This window comes from Nocardiopsis aegyptia (assembly GCF_013410755.1).
Taxonomy (GTDB): domain Bacteria; phylum Actinomycetota; class Actinomycetes; order Streptosporangiales; family Streptosporangiaceae; genus Nocardiopsis; species Nocardiopsis aegyptia.
Genome location: NZ_JACCFS010000001.1, coordinates 372,668 through 393,278 on the forward strand (window position 1 = coordinate 372,668; position 20,611 = coordinate 393,278).

The 20,611-nt window shown below is 72.8% G+C and carries 20 protein-coding genes; 7 read left to right on the plus strand and 13 right to left on the minus strand.

What is annotated here, in order from left to right; genetic code table 11:
* Positions 1 to 172 precede the first annotated feature (172 nt).
* The 3 genes from HNR10_RS01700 to HNR10_RS01710 all read left to right on the plus strand — a co-directional run bounded on the left by HNR10_RS01700 (position 173) and on the right by HNR10_RS01710 (position 2,485).
* Complete coding sequence (locus HNR10_RS01700; RefSeq protein ID WP_246406003.1) at positions 173 to 1,222, plus strand: glycerophosphodiester phosphodiesterase family protein; 1,050 nt, start codon at positions 173 to 175, stop codon at positions 1,220 to 1,222.
* 36 nt (positions 1,223 to 1,258) lie between these two features.
* Positions 1,259 to 1,840, plus strand: coding sequence for a GNAT family N-acetyltransferase (locus tag HNR10_RS01705; RefSeq protein WP_179820295.1), 582 nt, complete (start codon positions 1,259 to 1,261; stop codon positions 1,838 to 1,840).
* Between the two features lie 72 nt (positions 1,841 to 1,912).
* Entirely contained in the window at positions 1,913 to 2,485 is a 573-nt protein-coding gene (locus tag HNR10_RS01710) for a hypothetical protein (protein WP_179820296.1), read from the plus strand.
* 45 nt (positions 2,486 to 2,530) lie between these two features.
* On the opposite strand, the gene HNR10_RS01715 is transcribed toward HNR10_RS01710, so the two are convergent.
* The 5 genes from HNR10_RS01715 to HNR10_RS01735 form a co-directional block, all read right to left on the minus strand.
* Entirely contained in the window at positions 2,531 to 3,094 is a 564-nt protein-coding gene (locus HNR10_RS01715) for a dihydrofolate reductase family protein (protein ID WP_179820298.1), read from the minus strand.
* 70 nt (positions 3,095 to 3,164) lie between these two features.
* Positions 3,165 to 4,013 carry a carbohydrate ABC transporter permease gene (locus HNR10_RS01720; protein WP_179820299.1) on the minus strand — a complete coding sequence of 283 codons (849 nt, stop codon included), beginning with the start codon at positions 4,011 to 4,013 and terminating at the stop codon, positions 3,165 to 3,167.
* Entirely contained in the window at positions 4,010 to 4,987 is a 978-nt protein-coding gene (locus HNR10_RS01725; RefSeq protein WP_179820301.1) for a carbohydrate ABC transporter permease, read from the minus strand. The genes HNR10_RS01720 and HNR10_RS01725 overlap by 4 nt, the downstream gene beginning before the upstream one ends.
* On the minus strand, positions 4,984 to 6,348 hold the full coding sequence (locus tag HNR10_RS01730) for an ABC transporter substrate-binding protein (protein ID WP_179820308.1): 1,365 nt from the start codon (positions 6,346 to 6,348) through the stop codon (positions 4,984 to 4,986). Before HNR10_RS01730 ends, HNR10_RS01725 begins: the two co-directional genes overlap by 4 nt.
* 36 nt (positions 6,349 to 6,384) lie before the next feature.
* Positions 6,385 to 8,847 (minus strand): beta-glucosidase family protein, encoded by a 2,463-nt coding sequence (locus HNR10_RS01735; RefSeq protein ID WP_179820310.1) that lies wholly within the window; start codon positions 8,845 to 8,847, stop codon positions 6,385 to 6,387.
* Between the two features lie 155 nt (positions 8,848 to 9,002).
* Between HNR10_RS01735 and HNR10_RS01740 the strand changes: the two genes are divergently transcribed.
* On the plus strand, positions 9,003 to 9,653 hold the full coding sequence (locus HNR10_RS01740; protein ID WP_179820311.1) for a TetR/AcrR family transcriptional regulator: 651 nt from the start codon (positions 9,003 to 9,005) through the stop codon (positions 9,651 to 9,653).
* Between the two features lie 155 nt (positions 9,654 to 9,808).
* Here HNR10_RS01740 and HNR10_RS01745 read toward each other — a convergent pair whose 3' ends face one another.
* Together HNR10_RS01745 and HNR10_RS01750 are read right to left on the minus strand one after the other, a co-directional pair.
* Complete coding sequence (locus tag HNR10_RS01745) at positions 9,809 to 11,080, minus strand: MFS transporter (RefSeq protein WP_312889050.1); 1,272 nt, start codon at positions 11,078 to 11,080, stop codon at positions 9,809 to 9,811.
* A gap of 235 nt (positions 11,081 to 11,315) precedes the next feature.
* Positions 11,316 to 12,506 (minus strand): 4-hydroxybenzoate 3-monooxygenase, encoded by a 1,191-nt coding sequence (locus tag HNR10_RS01750; RefSeq protein WP_179820313.1) that lies wholly within the window; start codon positions 12,504 to 12,506, stop codon positions 11,316 to 11,318.
* Positions 12,507 to 12,583: 77 nt separating this feature from the next.
* Between HNR10_RS01750 and HNR10_RS01755 the strand changes: the two genes are divergently transcribed.
* The gene (locus HNR10_RS01755; protein WP_179820315.1) at positions 12,584 to 13,348 is read left to right on the plus strand and encodes an IclR family transcriptional regulator; all 765 of its coding nucleotides are present in this window, start codon (positions 12,584 to 12,586) and stop codon (positions 13,346 to 13,348) included.
* 84 nt (positions 13,349 to 13,432) lie between these two features.
* Here HNR10_RS01755 and HNR10_RS01760 read toward each other — a convergent pair whose 3' ends face one another.
* Together HNR10_RS01760 and HNR10_RS01765 are read right to left on the minus strand one after the other, a co-directional pair.
* Complete coding sequence (locus tag HNR10_RS01760; RefSeq protein ID WP_179820316.1) at positions 13,433 to 14,290, minus strand: SDR family oxidoreductase; 858 nt, start codon at positions 14,288 to 14,290, stop codon at positions 13,433 to 13,435.
* Positions 14,291 to 14,540: 250 nt separating this feature from the next.
* Positions 14,541 to 15,323, minus strand: coding sequence for a thioesterase family protein (locus HNR10_RS01765; protein ID WP_179820318.1), 783 nt, complete (start codon positions 15,321 to 15,323; stop codon positions 14,541 to 14,543).
* A gap of 263 nt (positions 15,324 to 15,586) precedes the next feature.
* Between HNR10_RS01765 and HNR10_RS01770 the strand changes: the two genes are divergently transcribed.
* Positions 15,587 to 15,994: a winged helix-turn-helix transcriptional regulator gene (locus tag HNR10_RS01770; RefSeq protein ID WP_179820320.1), complete on the plus strand. Its 408-nt coding sequence runs from the start codon at positions 15,587 to 15,589 to the stop codon at positions 15,992 to 15,994.
* 36 nt (positions 15,995 to 16,030) lie between these two features.
* Here HNR10_RS01770 and HNR10_RS01775 read toward each other — a convergent pair whose 3' ends face one another.
* The 4 genes from HNR10_RS01775 to HNR10_RS01790 form a co-directional block, all read right to left on the minus strand.
* Positions 16,031 to 17,014, minus strand: a complete 984-nt coding sequence (locus tag HNR10_RS01775) for a CPBP family intramembrane glutamic endopeptidase (RefSeq protein ID WP_179820321.1) — start codon at positions 17,012 to 17,014, stop codon at positions 16,031 to 16,033.
* A gap of 170 nt (positions 17,015 to 17,184) precedes the next feature.
* A complete protein-coding gene (locus HNR10_RS01780) occupies positions 17,185 to 17,748 on the minus strand; it encodes a dihydrofolate reductase family protein (protein ID WP_179820323.1) in 564 nt (187 codons plus the stop codon).
* Between the two features lie 109 nt (positions 17,749 to 17,857).
* The gene (locus HNR10_RS01785; RefSeq protein ID WP_179820325.1) at positions 17,858 to 18,691 is read right to left on the minus strand and encodes an SDR family oxidoreductase; all 834 of its coding nucleotides are present in this window, start codon (positions 18,689 to 18,691) and stop codon (positions 17,858 to 17,860) included.
* Complete coding sequence (locus HNR10_RS01790; RefSeq protein ID WP_179820327.1) at positions 18,688 to 19,062, minus strand: VOC family protein; 375 nt, start codon at positions 19,060 to 19,062, stop codon at positions 18,688 to 18,690. Before HNR10_RS01790 ends, HNR10_RS01785 begins: the two co-directional genes overlap by 4 nt.
* 370 nt (positions 19,063 to 19,432) lie before the next feature.
* Here HNR10_RS01790 and HNR10_RS01795 point away from each other — a divergent pair, with 370 nt between their 5' ends.
* Entirely contained in the window at positions 19,433 to 20,611 is a 1,179-nt protein-coding gene (locus tag HNR10_RS01795; protein WP_179820329.1) for an ABC transporter substrate-binding protein, read from the plus strand.

Sequence of the window (20,611 nt, forward strand, 5' to 3'; positions counted from 1 at the left end):
TGGAAGGGAGCGCCCAAAGGCCCCCTTCCTTTTCTGTGTCCCGGGCCGCACACGCGGCCCGGCGGAGGCCCCGGCGGCCGACGGGATCGGAAACCCTCTTGTACGGTCCTCTTCCGGAACCCGACACCCGCCGCCCGCCGCCGGGACACGGACACCGCACACGCTGGTGCGCATGTTCAGGCCCATGCTCGCCCTCACGGCGGCCCTCGTCATCCCCCTCGCCGGACTCAGCGCCCCCGCGCACGCACAGACCCGCCACGACTTCGACCTCCAGGCGCACCGCGGAGGTGTGGGGCTCGTCGTCGAGAGCACGGTTCCGGCGTTCGAGAACGCGCTCCGGCTCGGCGTCAGCACCCTGGAACTCGACGTCCAGATCACCAGGGACGGCGAGGCCGTCGTCACACACGACCGGCGGATCAGCGACCACAACTGCCAGGACACCGAGCCCGCCTTCCCCGACGACCCGCAGTACCCGTACGTGGGCTCCTACATCAAGGACCTGACCCTGGACCAGGTGCGCACACTGGACTGCGGCTCCCGGCAGCACCCCGGCCACCCGGACCAGCGGACCGTGCCCGGTGAGCGGATGGCCCTGCTCAGCGAGGTGTTCGACCTCGTCCACCGGTACCGCGCCTACGGCGTCGGCCTCAACATCGAGACCAAGGTCGAGGCGGGCGCACCCGAGGAGACCGCCCCGCGCGAGGAGTTCGTCGACGTGGTCGTCCGCGAGATCCGCGACGCACGCATGCTGCGCCAGGTCACCATCCAGAGTTTCGACTGGGGCGCGCTGATGCTGGTGCGCGAACGCGAACCGTTCCTGCCGGTCGTCGCCCTCACCAACCACGACTTCCTCCAGGTGGACCGGCCCGGGGCCTCGCCGTGGCTGGGCGGCCTCGACATCGACGACTTCGACGACGATCCCCTGCGCGCCGTCCGGTCGTTCGGCGCCGACGCCTTCTCGCCCGTGCACGGCTTCCCGCAGAACGGGACCGTCGACGACCCCGGCTACGAGGCCTACGTGACCGCGGACATGGTGGACCGGGCCCATGAGCTGGGGATCGACGTCATCCCGTGGACGGTCAACGACCCCGCGACCATGCAGTCCCTGATCGACGCCGGTGTCGACGGGCTGATCACCGACTACCCGGACCGGCTGCGCGGCGTCATGGCCGACAACGGACTCCGGCTCCCCAGGCCGCTGCGCGAACCCGGGCACCACTGACCGAGCCGGCCCCCGGCGCCGTGGCATCCTGGCAGCATGGTCATCGACGTGCGCCCGGCCTCGGCCTTCGAGGACGTCCGAACCCTGGTGGGACCCAAGTCGCCCGGGGCCAACGTCTGCTGGTGCCTGAGCCACCGAATCCCGTCCAAGCTCAACCACGAGCTCCGCGGTCCCGCCCGCGGTGAGTACGTGGCGGACCTGTGCCGCGCGGATCCCCCGCCCGGGGTGCTCGCCTACGACGGCGACGAACCGGTGGGCTGGGCGGCCGTGGCGCCGCGGTCGATGACCTCCTTCGCCCGGAACCGGAAGATTCCGCACGTCGACGACCTGCCGGTCTGGTCCCTTTGGTGCATCCGGGTGCGCCCCGGGCACCGCAAGCAGGGGATCTCGCACTCCCTGATCGCCGGGGCCGTCGAGTTCGCCCGCTCCCACGGCGCACCCGCGGTGGAGGCCTACCCCCTGGACAACGGCGGCGCCAAGGTCGACCTGACGATGGCCTACCCCGGGCTCAGGAGGAACTTCGAACGCGCCGGGTTCACCCACGCCGCCGACACGGCCTCGGTGCTGTCCGGCCATCCCCGCGTCCTGATGCGGCGGGACCTGCGGCCGGCCTCCTGAACCGGGCGGTCCGCCCCGGGGACGGCCCTGCTACGGTGACCCGACTACGCGGGCGCGGTCGAGGTGGTGCACATGGGACATCCCCCACGGCAGGAGCGGTCCGGCTACGCGCCACAGGCCCCTCCGCCGGTCGGCGGTTCGTCCGGGCCCGGGGACGACAGGACGCCGGGCGTGGTCCTCGCCGCGCGCGTACTGCTGCGGATCCAGGGCGGACTCGGCGTGCTGACGATCGTCCTGGCCGTCGCGACACTGGTCGTCCTGGTCGCGGCCTGGGCTTCGGTCATCGGGGGAGACGGCGAGGCCTCGGGGCTGGTCGGCGTGATCGCCGGGGTCGGCATGGTGGCGTTGAGCATCGTGGTGGCCGCGAGCGCCCTCGCCCTCGGAGCGGTCGCTCTGGGGGTGACCGTCCCGACCTTCATCCTGGCGGCCCGACTCGGTTCGCGGCGCAACGGCGTCCGCATCGGGGCGCTGGTCCTCGAAGGGCTCGTCGGTGTGACGTGCGTGCTCGCCGGGGTGCCGAACGTCGCCGGGGACCACACCGTGGGCATCGTCGGCGGAGCGGTCTGCCTTCTGATGGCGGCGATGAGCTGGACCACGTTCGGCCTGCTGCTGAGCCCGCGGGGCGCCCGCTTCTTCCGAGCGTAGAAGCGGGCACCCGCCGGGAACCCGTGGTGTCGAAGCGTGCGGCACTCAGCGCCTGGTCTCGTACCTGGTCAGCACCACGCCGTCGGGAAACGTCCGGGTCTCCACCAGGTTCAGGTTCACCCAGTCGTCCAGGGCCGTATAGAACCACGTGCCGCCACCCACCAGGACCGGATGGGTGACGATCACGTACTCGTCGACCAGCCCGGCCCGCATGGCCGCCGCGGCGAGTGTGGCTCCGCCGATGTCCATGGGTCCGCCGTCGTCGGCCTTGAGCCTGGTGATCTCGGTGACCGCGTCGCCGGTGACCAGACGGGCGTTCCAGTCGACCGTGCCGATCGTCGAGGAGAACACCACCTTCGGCATGTGCCGCCAGCGGCCGGCGAACTCGATCGCCGCAGGTGTGGCGCCCGGCTGCTCGTCGGCGCTCGGCCAGTGGGAGCTCATCGCCTCCCACAGTCCGCGCCCGTACAACGCCAGGCCGGTCGTGTCCACCCGGTCGGACCACCACTGGAACAGCTCGTCGCTCTGTACACCCCAGCCGAGGTCGCCGCCGGGCGCGGCGATGTAGCCGTCCAGGCTCAGGTTCATGCCGTAGGTCAGTTTCCGCATGTCGTCAGCCTTCCGTGAGTCGGTGTTCGGCGTACAGACCGACACGGCGCGCGAAGATCATCGGCCGCGGTCAGCCCTTGACCGCGCCCGCCGTCAGTCCACCGCGCCAGAAGCGCTGCAGGATGACGATCGCGAGGATCAGCGGGATGACCGACAGCATGGATCCCGTGACGACGTTGGTGTACATCCCGATGTCGCGACCCTGGTAGGACTGCCAGGTCACGAGGCCCAGGGTGATCGGGTACAGCTCCTCGTCGGCCAACATCACCAAGGGCAGGAAGTAGTTGTTCCAGATGCCGACCATCTGGAACAGGAACACCGTGACCAGCGCCGGGGACATCATGCGCAGGGCCAGGGAGAAGAAGATGCGCCCCTCCCCCGCGCCCTCCAGGCGGGCCGCCTCGATGACCGTGTCGGGCACTGACGCGTCCGCGTAGATGCGGCACAGGTACAGGCCGAAGGGCGAGATCAGGCTGGGCAGCAGGACCGCCCAGTAGGTGTTGGCGAGCCCGATCTGGCTGAACAGCAGGTACAGGGGCAGCGCCGTGGCGGCGGCCGGGACCAGCACGCCGCCGAGCACGAGCCCGAAGACGAGTTCGCGGCCCCGGAACCGGTACTTGGCCAGCGCGAACCCCGCGGCGGCCGCCAGCAGGGTCGCCAGCAGCGCGCCGCCCACCGAGTACAGGAGGCTGTTGAGGGTCCAGCGCCAGAAGATGCCGCCGTTGACGGAGAACACCTCGGCGACGTTGGCGCCGAGCGCGAACTCGCCGCCGAGGGCGAATCCGAACGAGTCGAACAGGTCCGAGGTGGTCTTGGTGGCGGCGATGAACACCCACAGCACCGGGACCACGAAGTAGGCCGCGAACAGGGCCAGGACTCCCGTGACCAGGATGCGTGAGCGGCGTCGGGTGGGGGTCATCGCTGCCGGTCCTTTCTGTTGACCAGCCAGAGGAAGCCGAACGACAGCACGAACGCGGCCAGGGCCACGATGACCGACTGCGCGGCCGCGACGTTGTAGTCGTTGTCGGTGAAGGCGGACTTGAACGCCGCCATGTTGGGCGTGTACGACGAGTCGATGTTGGCCGTGAACCCGCGGACGATCTGGGGTTCGGCGAACAGCTGCAGGGTGCCGATGATGGAGAAGATGGTGGTCAGCACGAGCGCGGGCCGGATCAGCGGGATCTGGACCCGCCACGCGGTCTGCCACGGGCCGGCGCCGTCGATGCGGGCCGCCTCGTAGAGCTCGGCGGGGATCGTCTTGAGCTGGGCGATGAGGATGAGCATGTTGTAGCCGACGAACAGCCACGTGATGATGTTGGCGATCGACCACAGCACGGTGTCGGGGCCGAGCAGGTCCGGCTCCAGGCCCACCAGCTCCGCCGCGTCGATGAGCGGCGACAGTCCGGGGGTGTACAGGAAGCCCCACAGCAGGGACGCCACCACGCCGGGGACGCCGTAGGGCATGAAGAAGGTGGCGCGGAACAGGCCGGGCCACTGGGCGGAGGCCGACTCCAGCAGCAGGGCCAGGAGCAGTGCCAGCCCGATCATGACCGGCACCTGGACGATACCGAAGAGCAGCACCCGTCCGATGGACTCCACGAAGGCGTCCTGCTCCAGCGCCCGCGCGTAGTTGCCCAGGCCCGCGAAGACGGACTCGCGGCCCTCCTCGCCGAACAGGCCGTGCCGCCTGACCTGGAGGAAGCTCTGGTAGAGCGCGTACAGCACCGGCAGGACGAAGCACAGGACGAACAGGCCCAGGAACGGGGCGACGAAGCCCCACGGGACCAGCGCCGCCCTGGCCCGGGTGCCGCGCGGGGCGGGGCGGGGCGCCGGGGCGCTGCCGGTGCCGCGGGGCCCGGGGGCCTGTGCGGTGGCGCGCGTGGCCGCGGTCATGACGCGCTCCTCACGGACAGGCCCTTGGCGCGGATGTCGCGGACGGTGTTCTCCTGCGCCGTGGCCAGGGCGTCCACGAACGAGGTGCCGTCGGCCACGGCGGCACCGAAGGCGTCACCGATGTGGTCCTTGGTGGCGCTGAGGGTCGGGCCCCACACCCAGTCGCCGGAGATGTACTCGGTAGCCTCGGCGACGATGCCGGTGTAGTTCTGGTCGGAGAAGTAGGGGTCGGGACCCTGGTTGCGGACCGACCGCTCGTTGAGTTCGGTGGAGGCCGCCCAGCCGATGCCGCACTCGGTGATCATGGCGTCCACCGCGCGCTGGTCGGTGCTGAGCCAGTGCGCGAACCGCACGGCCTCGTGCGGGTGGGGTGCGCCGGTGAGCACCACCGACGCCGATCCTCCCCAGGTGCCCTCGCGCCTGGTGCCGGGATCCCACTGCGGCAGACCGGCGACCTTCCACCGGCCGGGCTCGTCGGGGTCGTTGCCGCGGATGATGGCATCACCCCAGCTGCCGACCGTCCAGGTGCCGATGCGTCCCTGTTGCAGGCCCTGGAACCAGCCGGTCGACCACACGGGGTGGGTGAGGTTGAGGACGCCCTCGTGGACCAGCCCCTCCCAGAACTCGGCGACCCGCACCGAGGCGTCGTCGAGGAAGTTGACGCTCCACTGCCCGTCCTCGGTGCCGAACCACTGGGCGCCGGCCTGCATGCACATGCCGGCGAGCCAGTCGGCGTCGCCGACGGGGAAGGTCTCGATGGCCGCGCCGTCCTCGGCCGCCGCGACCCGTCGGGCGGCCTCGGCGTACTCGTCCCAGGTGGCGGGCGGCCCGTCCAGGCCCCACTCCCGGTACTTGTCGTCGCGGTAGAAGTACATCATCGGGCCGGAGTCCACGGGGATGCCGTAGTGGCCGCCGATGTAGGAGGCCTGGAGCCACTGCCACTCGTCGTAGCGGTCGGCGTGCTCCAGCGCCCCGTACCGGCTCAGGTCCTCCAGGCCGTTCTCCAGCAGGAAGGAGGGGATCTGGAAGAACTCGACCTGGGCCAGGTCCGGCTGGTTGCCCGCGACCAGGGAGTTGAACATCTTGGCGTAGCCGCCGTCGAGTCCGCCGGGGATGGTGACCGCCCGGACCTGGATGTCGGGGTGGTCGGCGTTCCACAGGTCGGCGACGGCCTGCAGGGCGGGCCACCAGCTCCAGTAGGTGAGCGTGATGTGTTCGTCGGGGTCCTTCGGGGGGACGACGGGCCGGGTCTCGGCGGGTCCGACGGTGGCGGCGCAGCCGCCGAGCGCCGCCACGGAGCCGACCGCGGAGGCCGTCAGTCCCGCGCGGAGGAGCCCGCGCCGGGAGAGGGGAACTTTCATCGTGTGTCCTCGGGGGATCGCTGCGGGGGGTGGGGGTCAGCGCACCTGGAGCGGGAGGCGGTGCGCGATGGCGCGGCTGGAGGAGCCCACCGCGAGGTGGTAGGTGCCCTCCGGGGTGCGCCACGAGCGGGTATCGGTGTCCCAGACCGCGAAGGCGCGCGGCGGGAGGTCGAGGTGGACGGTCGCGTGCTCGCCGGGGTCGGCGGGCACGGAGGCGAACGCGGCCAGGGAGCGGAGCGGGCGGGCGGTGCCCGCCTCGTCGGCGGGCGGTTCGACGTAGACCTGCACGACGTGGCGGCCGGGCCGGGCTCCGGTGTTGGCCACGGTGGCGGTGACCCGCACGGGGGCGGTGAGCAGGCCGTCACCGCCGCGGGCGGGCGGGGGCCCGGTCAGCCGGGCGCGGGTGAGGTCCCAGCGGGTGTAGCCGAGCCCGAAGCCGAAGGGGCGGTGGGGCTCGCGTCCGTCGCGGTCGTAGGCGCGGTGGCCGACGAACACCCCTTCGTCGTAGGCCAGGACGCCGTCGGTGGGGCGGGTGTCGAGGAAGGGGACGTCGGCGTGCGCGCGCGGCAGGGTCCAGGGCAGGCGGCCGGTGGGTTCGGCGCGGCCGGTGAGGGTGTCGGCGAGGGCGTGGCCGTACTCCTGGCCGCCGAACCAGGACCACAGGACCGCAGGGACGTCGTCGAGCCAGGGCAGCAGGACCGGGGCCCCGGCGTTGACCACCACGACGGTGCGGGGGTTGGCGGCCGCGACCCGGCGGACGAGTTCGTCCTGGTGTCCGGGCAGGTGCAGGTCGGGCCGGTCGTAGCCCTCGGACTCGACCTCGTCGTTGGTGCCGACGACCACGATCGCGACGTCGGCCTCGGCGGCGGCCCCCACCGCCCGGGCGATCTCCTCGTCGGCGGTGGGTCCGGGCGGGCGGTGCCGGAGCTGGGCGATGACGCCGCGGCCGAACCCGCCGAAGTCGGCGACCTCGGTGTCGATCTCCACGCGCACGCGGCGCGGGGCCGTGGTGACCTCCAGGGCGACGCGGGGGCCGTCGGGGTGGCTGTGGCGGGACTCCAGGATCTCGGCCTCGGTGGCGGTGCGCCCGCCCTCGGCGCGGACGAGGCCGTCGACGCGGACCGTGTGCCGGCCCACGACCCCGACCTCGACGTGGTGGGTGCCGGGTTCGGTGAGGGTGATCTCGGCGGTGACGGCGGCGCGCACGGCGTCCGGTTCGGCGACGTCGACGTGGAAGGCGGGCTCGGCGACCGGCCGGGCGCCCAGGGAGCGGCCGGCGGCGTCGTGGAGGGTGAGGTCGAGCCGGGTGAGGCGCTCGTGCGCCAGAACGGGCAGGTGGCGGCGGGGGTCGCCGCCGCGCACGACGGTGAGGTCGACGTCCTCGGGCAGGGCCTCGCGCAGTCCCTCGACGGGACCGACCAGGTACTTGGAGGTGACGTGGGCGCTGCCGCCGCCCTGGGTGTGGGGGTCGACGGCGTTGGGGCCGATGAGCGCGACCCGGCGCGGGGCGGCGGGTGCGAGCGGGAGCAGGCCGCCCTCGTTGCGGAGCAGGACGTGGCCGCGCGCGCCGATCTCGCGCAGGGCGGCGCGCTCGTCTTCGCCCTCGACGGGACGGGAGGTGTCGCGGTCGAGCTTGCCCACGCGTCCGGCCAGGCGCAGCAGGCGCTCGACCTTGTCGTCGACGACCTCCTCGGCGACCTCGCCGGCGCGGACCGCGGCCAGGAGGGCGTCGCCGTCGGACCAGGGGCCGCGGGGCCCGGGCATGACCAGGTCGAGCCCGGCGTTGGCGGAGGGCGCGGTGCTGCGGGCGGCGGCCCAGTCGCTGACGACGACGCCGTCGAACCCGAGTTCATCCTTGAGCAGGCCGGTGAGCAGGCGGTGGTGGTCGGTCATGCTGTGCGATTCCACCCCGTCGTCCACCCCGTTGTAGGCGGCCATGACCGTCCAGGCCCCGGCGTCGAGGGCGGCCTCGAAGGGCGGGAGGTAGACCTCGCGCAGGGTGCGCTCGTCGATCCGGGCGCGGTAGCTGGTGCGCTCGCACTCGGTCTCGTTACCGATGAAGTGCTTGGGGCAGGCGCCCACGCCCTCGCCCTGGAGGGCGCGGACGAAGGCGGCGCCGAGTTCGGCGGTCAGGTGCGGGTCCTCGGACAGGCACTCGAAGTGGCGCCCGCCCACGGGTGAGCGGTGGAGGTTGAGGACCGGGGCGAGGACGACGTCGACGTCCTTGCGGCGGGCCTCGGCGGCGAAGAAGCGGCCGGCGCGCTCCATGAGGGCGGTGTCCCAGGCGGCGGCGACCGCGGTGGGGCTGGGCAGGCTCGCGGAGTGCTCGTCCTGGGTGGCCTCGGTGCCGCGCACCCCGGCCGGGCCGTCGGAGACGGTGATCGGGAGCAGTCCGGCCCCGGGCGCCGCGTGCAGCGTCCATCCGGTCCGGCCGGTGAGCAGTCGCACCTTGCTCTCCAGGGAGAGGCGGGCGACGCGATCGCGCAGTTCGGAAGTCATGGCCCCATGCCGTGTGATGTAGGTCTATTGGACCGGAACCATACTTAGTGAATGTTCATTAAGCAAGGGTTCGTGTGGGAGTCTCGATACCGTGGGGAACGCGGGCACCGACGCCCCCAGTACCCCCGGGTGCGACGAACTGGAGTACAGCTGGCATGAGCGAGACGACCCCCACAGCGGACACCCGCCCCGCCGAGGACGGTGGGGCCCCGGCGCCGCGCAGGCGGGTGAACCGGCGCGAGCAGATCCTGCGCACCGCCGCCGACGCCTTCGCCACCCAGGGCTTCAACAACACCTCGCTCGCCGACATCGCCGCGATGCTCGACATCACCCCGGCCGGGGTCCTGCACCACTTCGGGTCCAAGACCGCGTTGCTCACCGCCGTCCTGGAGCTGCGCGACGACACCGACCCGGCGCCCGAGGGCAGCCGGATGCTCGACCACCTGGTGGCCACGGCCGAGCGCAACGCCGAGCGCCCGGGCACCACGCAGCTCTACGCGGTGCTGTCGGCGGAGAGCGCCACCGACCGCCATCCCGCCCAGGAGTGGTTCCGGGACCGCTTCACGGTGCTGCGCCAGGAGATCGGGGACGCCGTGCTGGACCGCCTCGACCCCCGGGACCGCGCGGCGGCGGCCACGCCCGGCCCGGACGGGCGCACCCCGGCCGGGGAGGCGGCCGCGGCGATCATCGCAGTGATGGACGGCCTGCAGGTCCAGTGGCTGCTGGACCCGGAGGCCGTGGACATGGCCGCGGTGACCGAGACGGTGATAGACGCCCTGGTGGCCCGCCTGTCCGACCAGGGCTGAAGGCACCCGCCAGGGCGAACGCGGACACGAACCAGGGGCGCCGGGAAGCCCGCGGCCGCGCGCCCCGGGCCAGCGGTGCCGGGCAGGCCGCCGGCGCGAATCGGGGGTGCCGGGAGCGCGATGCTCCCGACACCCCTCGGTGTGCTTCCGCCAGGTCAGTCGCGGGACGCGGGCACCGCCGCGGCGGACGTCTCCTCGCAGGCCGCGACCGTCGGCTCCGCCGTGGCCGCACCGGGTCGGCGGACCGCGAAGACCGCGACCGCTCCCAGCACGCCGATCACCGCGAAGGCGTAGAAGCCCCACGGGTAGGCCAGGCCCGCGGTGAGCAGGAGTCCACCGAGGATGGGCCCGGTGATCGCGCCGAGGCGGCCGACCCCGGCGGCCCAACCGAGCGCGGTCGCCCGGTTGGCGGGCGCGAAGACCCGCCCGATGTAGGCGTAGACGAGCACCTGCGAGCTGAACACGAAGCAGCCCGCCAGCAGCACCGCCACGTAGGCGCCCGCACCCGGCAGCTTGACGCTGAGCGCCGCCAGCATCAGCGCCGAGACGGTGAACCAGCCCAGCGCGGCCGGGCGCGGCCCGAACCGGTCGGCCACCCGGCCGGCGACGACCAGGCCGATGACGGCACCGACGTTGAGGGCGAGCAGCAGGCCCAGCGCCGCGTCGAGCTCGTAGCCGGCGGCGCGCATGATCTCCGGGAGCCAGGTGTTGAGTCCGTAGACCAGGAGCAGGCCCAGGAACGAGGCGATCCAGAACGCCACCGTGGAGCGGGCCATGCCGCCCTGGAAGAGCGAGCGCACCGACTGGAGCCCCTGGCCCACCGCATGCCTCTCGACCGTCTTCTCGGACAGCACCCGCGACTCCGGCAGGCGCAGGACCATCAGGGGCACCAGCACAAGGGCGGGCAGGGCGCCGATGACGAACATGGCGCGCCAGCCCAGGGACGGCAGGACGAGGATGCCGAGCAGGGCGGTCAGGACGGCGCCCACGTGGTAGCCGGTCATGATGGTCGTCGTGGCGCTGCCGCCCCGGCCGCCGCGGGCGTACTCGGTGACCAGGGCGATCGCGGTGGGCAGGCAGCCGCCCAGACCGACGCCGGCGAGGAAGCGCAGCAGCCCGAAGACGAACAGCGAGGGCGCCAGGGCGCACAGGGCGGTGAAGAGGGAGAAGCTCGCGACGGCGAAGATCATCACCTTGCGGCGGCCGATCACGTCGGTGACCGTACCGATGAACAGGGCGCCGATCGCCATCCCGGCCAGGCCCGCGGTCGAGACCGCGGAGGCGCTGTTGGGCGTGATGCCCCACTGCGCCTGGTCCAGCAGGGTGGGCAGCGTGGTGCCGAGCACCACCATGTCGAAGCCGTCGAGCAGCACGGCGATCCAGCACAGGGGCATGACCCACCCGGTGTGGCGCGCGGTTCGGTCCACGGAGCGCCTCCTCCAGTTCTCCAGGCACGCGGAAGCACCCGATACGGGTGTTCAGGCATGAACGTGATGTGGAGTCACAAACAGAATGATCTGTGACACAGCACCACATCGTGCCATGTGTTCGTAATACACACAACTGTGCGTATTACGCACAAACGCGGCACGGCGGTGCCCACGGGGCAACGCCCGCGGGCACCGTCGTCATGGGTCAGGGGTCGGTGGTCAGGGGTCGGACTCAGTCGTCGATCGGCCAGCCCGTGTACGCCTCGGCGAGGTAGGCCGCGCCCGCCCGGCTGCTCGTCACCATGTCGAGTTCGCCGAGCTGGCGCTGGAGGTCGAACGGCGTGGCCTCCGGCGGGGTGTGCAGCATCGAGGTCATCCACCACGAGAAGTGCTGGGCCCGCCAGACCCGGCGCAGTGCCGTGGGCCCGTAGGAGTCCAGCCGCCGCTCCTCCCCCGAGGCCAGGAACTCCTCCAGCACGCGCGCGAGCACGATCACGTCGGCCACCGCCAGGTTCAGGCCCTTGGCCCCGGTGGGCGGCACCGTGTGCGCCGCGTCCCCGGCCAGCATCAGCCGCCCGAAACGCATCGGGTCGCACACGTAGCTGCGCATCGGGATCACGCCGCGCTGGAAGATGGACCCCTCCTTCAGGGCGAAGCCGTCCCCGGCCACCCGCGCCTGGAGCTCGTCCCAGATCCGGGCGTCGCTCCAGGCCGAGGGGTCCTCGTCCGGGGCGCACTGGAAGTACATCCGCTGCACGTCGGGCGTGCGGGTGCTGATCAGCGCGAACCCGCGGTCGGAGTGGGCGTAGACCAGCTCGGGCGAGGAGGGCGGCGCCTCGGCCAGAATCCCGAACCAGCCGAAGGGGTAGGTGCGGAAGTGGTCGACGCGCCGGTCCTCCGGCAGGGCGGTGCGGCTCACCCCGGCCGATCCGTCACAGCCCGCCACCACGTCGCAGCGCAGTTCCACGCGCCGCCCCTGGGCGTCGGTGAAGTGGACCGCCGGGCTGTCGGTCTCCACGCCGACCGGGACCACGTCGCTCACGCCGAAGCGCAGGTCGGCGCCGGCGGCCAGACGGGTCGCGATCAGGTCCTTGAGGACCTCGTGCTGCGGGTAGAGCCAGACCGACCGCCCCACGAGCCCCGCGAAGTCGATCCGGTGGCCCCGGCCGCCGAAGCGGAACTCGACGCCGTCGTGCCGGGCGCCCTCGGTCCGGACGCGCGTGTCCACCCCGGTCCCCGTCAACAGGTCCACGGTGCCCTGTTCCAGGACGCCGGCGCGGATGGTGCTCTCGATCGCCGCGCGGTCGCGGGTCTCCACGACGACCGAGTCGATGCCGCGGGCGGCCAGCAGGTGGGAGAGGGTCAGGCCGGCGGGTCCGGCCCCGATGATGGCCACCTGGGTACGGGTGGTGAGTGAGTTCATGCCCCCACTGAATCGGTGCGTCAGGTCACAGACCAGCGGGGCGTTCCGTCCAGTGGAAGATCGGCGAGAATGGATCCATGGCCGGCAACAGCACAGCGGCGGGTCGCTCGGTGACCGCCCGCGCCCTGGACCTCCTCGGCGCCTTCGACGCCGCGCACCCCGAGGCGACCCTGACCGAGCTCGCCCGGCGCTCCGGGCTGCCGCCCGCCACCGCGCACCGGCTGGCGGGCGACCTGGTGGCCTGGGGCGCGCTGGACCGCGACGAGGACGGCCGCTACCGGATCGGCCTGCGCCTGTGGCGGACGGGGCTGCTCGCTCCCGTGTCCGACCGGCTGCGCGAGACCGCCCTGCCGTTCATGCAGGACCTGTACGAGGCCACCCGGGAGAACATCCACCTCGCGGTCCTGGACGGGGACCGGGCCCTGTACGTGGAGAAGCTGTCCGGGCACCGCTCGGTCCCGGTGCTCTCCCGGGTGGGCGCCCACCTGCCGCTGCACGCCACCGGCGTCGGCAAGGCGCTGCTCGCCTGGGCCGACGAGGACTTCCGGCGCGCCTACTGCGACCGCCCGCTCTCGCGTCAGACCCCGCACACCATCACCGAGCGGGGGCGGCTGCTGCGCGAGCTGCGCACGGCCGTCGAGCGCGGCTACGCCTCGACCAGCGAGGAGATGTCCCTGGGCTCGTGCTCGGTGGCGGTCCCGGTGTCGACCGGGTCCGGGCCGCCGGCCGCCGCTCTGGGCATCGTGGTCCGCACCGTCCGCGCGGACCTGTCCCGGCTGGTCCCGGCGCTGCGCAGCGGGGCCGAGGGCCTCGGCCGACGCCTGGCCGCCACCGAGGGCTGAGGACCCCGGTGCGGGCGACCGGGCGGCCCCGGGGGCCGGTCGGCCCCGAGGAACGACCGGCGCCCGAGCGGCGGATCGGTCGGCTCACACCAGGGTGGTGAGGGTCTCGACCAAGGGGGTGGTGGGGCGCCCGATGAGACGGGAGAGCTCACCGGTGGTGGAGGACAGCTCACCCTCGCGCGTCCCGGTGTCCAGGCCGACGACGAACCGGGCCGTGCCCTCGTCCAGCCCGGCACCGGTCAGGACGGCCTCGTGCTCCTCGGGGGTCACGTTGGTGAGGGCGACCTCGCGGCCCAGGGCCTGGGCCATCGCGGCGGCGAGTTCGTCGAAGGTCCACGCGGTGTCACCGGACAGCTCGTACACGGCGTCGGCGTGCGCGGCGGGGTCGCGCAGCACCGCGGCGGCGGCCGCCGCGTAGTCGGGGCGCGAGGCGCTGGCCACCCGTCCCGCTCCGGCACTGGTGAGGAGGGTGCCGGTCTCGCGCGCCTGGTGCAGCTGCTGCTCGTAGTTCTCGCTGTACCAGCCGTTGCGCAGGAGCGTGTGGGTCAGGCCGGAGGCGAGGATGATCTCCTCGGTGGCCTTGTGCTCCGGCGCCAGGACGAGGCTGGACTCGGTGGCGCCGAGCACGCTGGTGTAGACGATGTGGCCCACGCCGGCGTCCTCGGCCGCCTCGACGGCGTTGCGGTGCTGGTCCACGCGCTTGCCGACCTCGCTGCTCGAGACCAGGAGCAGGATGTCGGCGCCCCGGAAGGCGGCCTTGAGCGAGGCGGGGTCCTCGAAGTCGGCGCGCGCGGTCGAGACGCCCCTGGCGGACAGATCGGCCAGCTTGGCGGTGTCGCGCCCGGTGGCGGTGATCTGGTCGGCGGGCAGCCCGCCGACCAGGAGGTCCTCGACGACGAGGCGGCCCAACTGGCCGGTGGCACCGGTGATGACGACGGACATGTGCGGGTCCTTCCGATCGTGGACCGGGTCGATCCCGGCCGCTGTGTGGTGCCAACCTGGCCGCCGATCCGCACATTCCAAAGTTCCTGTACCCACTTTTTGGTTAGTACCCGGGCCGGGAGCGCGGTCGGCAGCACCCGTCCTCCGGCCTCCAGCCGCGCGACGTGCCCCCCGGAGGGCGCGCCCCGGATCGAACCGGTCCGGGTGGGACCCACCGGCGGGGCCTGTTCGTGGGTCAGGTCGCCCGGGGTCAGCGCCGGCGCACGAGCAGGGGTTGGGCGACCTCGCCGAGGCGGCCCCCGGCGTCGGACAGGGCCGCCCGGGTGAGCCCGAGACCGTCGTCGGACAGCTCGGTGCCGCAGTCCATGTGGGTCCAGTCGCCCTCGGGGTGACGCAGGAGGGTGGTGGTCATGGTGGGCGGGATGGACAGCCACTCGTCCATCGGCAGGACCGCCGACAGCCCGTTGGCGGAGTCGGCGACGATCAGCGCTCGGGCCGCGCCGGTGAGCTTCTCCCCCGCCACCAGGGGGATGCGCACGCGCGTCCACACCCGGGCGCGGCCGAGGTCGGTGAAGCCGCCCTCGACGAAGCGCCACTCGATGGCCTGGCCGTACCCCCAGTCCTCGCGTCCGGCGAAGAGGTCCTCCCCCGTGGGTGCGGGCAGGGGCGGCGGCGCCACGGGCTCGCTGCGCACCGGCGGGGTGGGCCCGGTGGCGATGTGCCAGGCGCGGGCGGTCACGGCGGTGCGCCCGTCGATGACCATGTCGGCCTGGGTGAGGTGGACCTGGCGGCCGGGCCGGAGCGTGGTGAGCTCCACCCGCGCGGGCAGGCGCGGAATGGGGGCGAGGAAGTCCACGGAGATCCGGCCCAGGCGCAGGCCGGGGCCGACGGCCTGGTCGATCACGTGGCCCAGCAGGGCCGAGGGCGGGCCGCCGTGCTGGGCACGGCTGTCCCACGGGCTCTCGGTGGCGGCGGTGGGCTCGTAGGTGTGGTCGTCGAGGGGCAGGTAGAACGCTTCGGGCCCGGTTTCCATGCTGCGGCCTCCTTGGGAGAGAGTGCGGCCGGCACCCCGCGCCCGGGTCCGGCGGACACGTGCTTATGACAGTCGTTATAAGTCGAGGGCCACGCTATCCCACCGCCTCCGGTCCTCGGGAGCCGACCTGCCGCCTTCCGCCGCCCCGGCCGGAGTTCCCGAGGGGCCGGCCCGAGAGCTCGACGGCGACGGCGTCGACCACGGCACCGACCCGAGGTCTCTTGAAACCGAGGTCTCTTGAAATGGACAGGTATCGTCGAGGGATGACGACACCGTCCTCCTCGACGCCGTTCGACTCCTCCGAGCTCCTGACCGTCGGCGGACAGGTCCTGTCCGAGAACTGCCCGTCCCGGCGCCTGTTGGGCGACATCACCAGCAAGTGGGGCGTGCTCGTCCTGGTCGCCCTCTCCGAGGGCCCGCGGCGCTGGAGCGAGCTCCTGCGCGGCATCGGCGGCATCAGCGAGAAGATGCTCGCCCAGACCCTGCGCACCCTGGAGGCCGACCGCCTCGTGCTGCGCGACGCCCGCCCCGTGGTGCCGCCGTTCGTGGTCTACAGCCTCACCGACAGCGGCGAACAGGTCACCCAGCTCCTGCTGCCGCTGCTGGACTGGGCGCAGACCCACGCCATCGCCGAGGTCAGCGCCTCGGCCGACACCGCTTCCACCCGCTGAACCAGGCGGCCGCCCCTCACACCCGGAGGGCGCGCGTCACCGGGCTTCCTGCTCCTGGCGGGGCTCGTACTCGTGGAGACCGGCCGGGGTCAGGGCCGGTCCCGAGTCCCGCGTACGCCACCACACCACGGCCGTGATCGCGACGAGGAGCGCGCAGGGCACCAGCAGGGCCGCCGACCCGGTGCCCACCGATCGGTCCATCATGGTGGCCGGATCCGAACGCAGGAGGATCAGGATGAGGAACGCGATCATGTTGTTCACCGCATGGATCACGATCGCGGCCTCGAGTCCGCCGGTGCGCCACGTGATGAGGGCCAACGCGGCGCCCAGCGTGAAGTAGTAGACGTTGAGCCAGGGGTCGGCCGCGAAGTGCAGCGCCATGAACAGCAGGCTCGACACCACGACGCCGATCATCAGCGCCGCGCGCGGACCGCGTCCCCAGCTCGCGGCGACGCGGAAGGCGAGCCCGCGCAGCCCGTACTCCTCACCGGCCGACTGCAGCGGCACCAGGATCAGGGTGATCGCGAGCATCGCGAGCAGGTCCGCGAACCGCCAGGGCACCTCGTCCACGGGAGTGAAGGCGGAGAAGGCGGTCATGTAGACGGCCCAGACGGGGACGATCACCAGGACCGCCCGACCGAACACCGCGGGCCGGAAGCGCGAGACGACCGAGTGCAGCGAGGCCGCCCGCACACCGTAGAGCCAGCGTTGGATGAGCATGCTCCACGGGAGGAGCAGGGCGAGCCCGAGGAGGGTCGCGCCCATGGCCAGGGGGGTGAGCTCGCTACCGCCGGTCAGCACGCTGTCCCTGCCGAGCATCGTGTCGACCACGAGGGATCCGAGGGTGAGGGCGAAGCTGAAGAGGAGTGCCCCGCCGACCAGGAGCGTGAGCGCGGCGATGCCCCGCCAGATCCGGCGCCGGCCGTCGGCGAGGACGCGGTGGTAGGGCACGCCCGGCGGAACGGGGCGCGGGCCGCGGCGTCGCGGCGGCGGTGGACGGCTCTCGTCGTAGGGGTTCATGCCTCAACGCTAATCAGGCGCGGGGGCGCGCAGGAGTGCCGGTTCACACGGGTTCGCGCTGCGGTCCTCATGAACGTGAGATGACAGATGTCATGCCCCGTGGGAGCTCCGGGAGCACCCGCCTGCCCCGGTGCAGGTGGCGTCCGTGCGCCCGGATGGGCCGGTGGCCGCTAGCGCACGACGCGGTGGCGGAGGTAGACGACGCCGGAGCCGAGGGTGCGGCTCTCGACGAGTTCGAGGTCCACCCTCCGCTCGTGTCGGGGAAAGAACGGGAGGCCGCCGCCCAGCAGCACCGGGTGGACCCTGGCCCGGTACTCGTCGATCAGGTCCGACGCGGCCGCCTCGGCGGCGAGGGTCGCGCCGCCGATCGCGATGTCGCCCTCCCCCGGCTCGGCTCGCAACCGCCCGATCTCCTCGGCCGGGCCGCCGGAGGCCAGGCGGGCGCGGCCCCGCACCGTCGACAGCGTGCTGGAGAACACCACCTTGGGGAGCGCCCGCCAGAGGCCGGCGAACTCGCGTGTGGAGAAGTCGAGCGACGGGTGCTGGTCCGCGTCCTCCCAGTACAGCATGGTCTCGTACAGCCGCCGTCCCAGCAGGTGGACACCGGCGCCGCGCACCTCGTCGGTGGCGAGGCGGAAGATCTCCTCGTCGGGTGTCGTCCAGTCGAAGGAGCCGTCGGGCCCGACGACGTAGCCGTCCAGCGACACGGCCATCGAGTAGGTCACACTGCGCATCGGACGTCCTCCTCGGTCCCGGGGGTTCGACAGTACGACCGGCGGAGGCCGCGGAACTCATCGCGACGCGCGATCGCTCGGATCTCCCCCGCCGGTTCGCCGGGCGGAGTCAGCGCAGGAACGTGCGGGCACCGCGCAGGACGGTGCGCAGGCGCCGCTGTGTGGCGGTGCAGTCCAGGCGCACGTCGAAGGGGCCTGGCAGGTCGGTGTCGGCTCGCCGACCCGAGGGGAGCGCCGAGGGGTCGAGGCCGTCCCGGCGGGCGATCAGGGTTCCGAGTTCGTGGCGGTTGACCGCGTCGGCGCCGGCGACGTGGTGGACGCCGACGTGATCGGACCAGGCGAGCTCCACCAGCGCGGCGGCCAGGTCGCCGACGTGGACGGGGCAGCGCACGTCGTCGGTGAACAGCACTCCGTTGGCCTCTCCCCTGGCCAGGGCGTGCACCCGGCGTTCCTGAACGGAACCGCCGTCGCCGATGATCAGGGAGGTGCGGGCGATGACGGCGTCCGGGGCGACGGCCGCGACCACCGTCTCGGCCGCGGCCTTGGCCGCGCCGTAGGGGGAGACCGGGTCGGGCACGGCCGTCTCGGCGTAGTGGACCGCACCGCCGGAGAACACGGCGTCACTGGAGACGTGGACCAGCCGGGCACCGCTCTCGGCGGCGGCGACGGCCACGTGCGCGGCGCCGTCCGCGGTGGTCTCCCAGTCGGACTGCCGGTACGCGGCGTTGACGACCACGTCCGGTCGCACGGCGGCGACCAGGTCGGCGACCCGCCGACGGTCCCGGACGTCCAGTGCGTGCCAGGCCGCCCCGGCCGCGTCCGCCTCGGCCCCGTCGGGTTCCCGGGTCCGGTACGTCGCGGCCACCCGGTGGCCCGCGGCCGACGCCCGCCGGACCACCTCGCGGCCGAGGAACCCGCTGCCGCCCACGACGAGCACCGTCATGAGGCCTCGCGCCGGGCGGGGGCCCTCAGGCGGAACTCGTGGCCGTCGGGGTCGGCGAGCACCACGTGCGGCTCCTCCGGGCGCCGGCCGATGTCGATGTGCCGGGCGCCCAGCCGCAGCGACGTGGCCACGGTTCGGCGCTGGTCCTCGGGGGAGCCGCTGGTGAGGTCGTGGTGCATCCGGTTGGGACCGGACTTGCGCTCTCGGGCGGGTACGAACCGGATCCGGAACCCGGTGTCGTCGGCCGGCAGGAGCGTGGCCCCTCCGGCGGGGTCGTCGGCCGTCTCCCAGCCCAGGGCACCGGACCAGAAGCGCGCGAGGCCGTCCGGGTCGTTCGCGTCGAAGCAGAGCGCGAGGAGTCGGGACGCCATGGTTCCGCCTGCCTTCCCTCCACCGATCCGAGGGGCGCGACCGGGACGCGCCTTCGTCGGCGGTGCCGGCGACGCTACGCGCCCGGTCGCCGCGGGGCAACCTGTTTCGGGCGGCGTGGACCGGGCCGTCCTCCACGCCCCGTCCGCGACCATCCACCGACGCCACGCTGCGTACTGCCTTTATCACATGGCGCCGTGCGATCCAAGTTGTGCAACTTGTTGACTGACGTCATATATCTGCATAAGTTGGGGCCCCGGTGATCTTCGTCACCGACCGTTCGGCCCGGGGCGCCATCCGCCCACGCCCGACCGCCCGCGCCCCCACCCCTCTGGGCGCCCTCACACCCCCCAATTCACAGGAGCACCCCCAGTGCGCAGGTTCCTCTCATTACTCACCATCCTCGCCGTCTCGGCCACCGCGTGCGGTGGTGGCGGGGACGCCGCCTCCGGCGACACCGTCCGCATCGGCTACATCACGCCACTGACCGGCGGCTACTCGGCGCTGGGCACCGACAACGAACTGGCCGTCGAACTCGCGGTCGCCCAGGTCAACGCGGACGGCGGGGTCCTGGGCCGGCAGATCGAGCTCATCACCCGCGACGACCAGAGCGAACCCGACCAGGCGGTCCTGGCCTTCAACGACATCCAGTCCCAGGACCCGGTCGCCGTGATCGGCTCGGCCGTCTCCGACAGCGCCATGGCCACCATCCCCGCCGTCGAGCGCGCCGGGGTCCCCTACCTCTCCCCCACCCCCGCCGACGAACAGCTCGACCCGCTGCGCGACGAGGTCTTCGTCGTCCCGGCCACGGCCGCCGCCTACGCCGAGCGCGCCCTGCAGTACTTCCAGGCCGAGGGGCTGACCGAGGTGTCCGTGGCCTACTCGGCCACCACCTACGCCGTCGCCGGGTTCCTGGCGACCGAGGAGCTCGCCGACGACTACGGCATCGAGATCACGGCCGTCAACGAGTACCAGCAGGACACCACCGACTTCGGCCACGTGTTCAGCGAACTCGACTCCGTCGACCCCCAGGCCCTGCTGTTCTGGGGCACCGGCCCGCCCGCGGTGACCTTCGCCCAGCAGTACGAGTCCGTGGAGGCCGACGTCCCCCTGGTCATGACCGGCGCCCAGGCCAGCCACCTGTGGCTGGAGCCCGCCGGCGACGCCGCCGAGGGCGTCACCGTGCTCAGCTCGATCGGCGTCGTGGGCGAGCACCTGCCCGAGGGCGAGCAGAAGCAGGTCATCGACGAGGTGTCGGCCGCCTTCTCCGAGGAGCACGGCTACGCCCCGCCCCAGTTCGCCCTGGACGGCTACAGCGCCGTGCAGCTGCTCGTCGCGGCGATCGAGAACGCCGGCTCCACCGAGCACGCCGACATCCTGGCGGCCCTGGAGGAGCTGACCCTGGTCACCCCCAACGGCACCTACTCCTACTCCGGGTCCGACCACGCCGGGATCACCACCGACGCGATCTCGGTCAACACCGTCGAGGACGGCGCCTTCGTGCCCGTGCCCTGGGCGGTCGAGCAGCTCGACGCCGCGTACGGGGGCTGA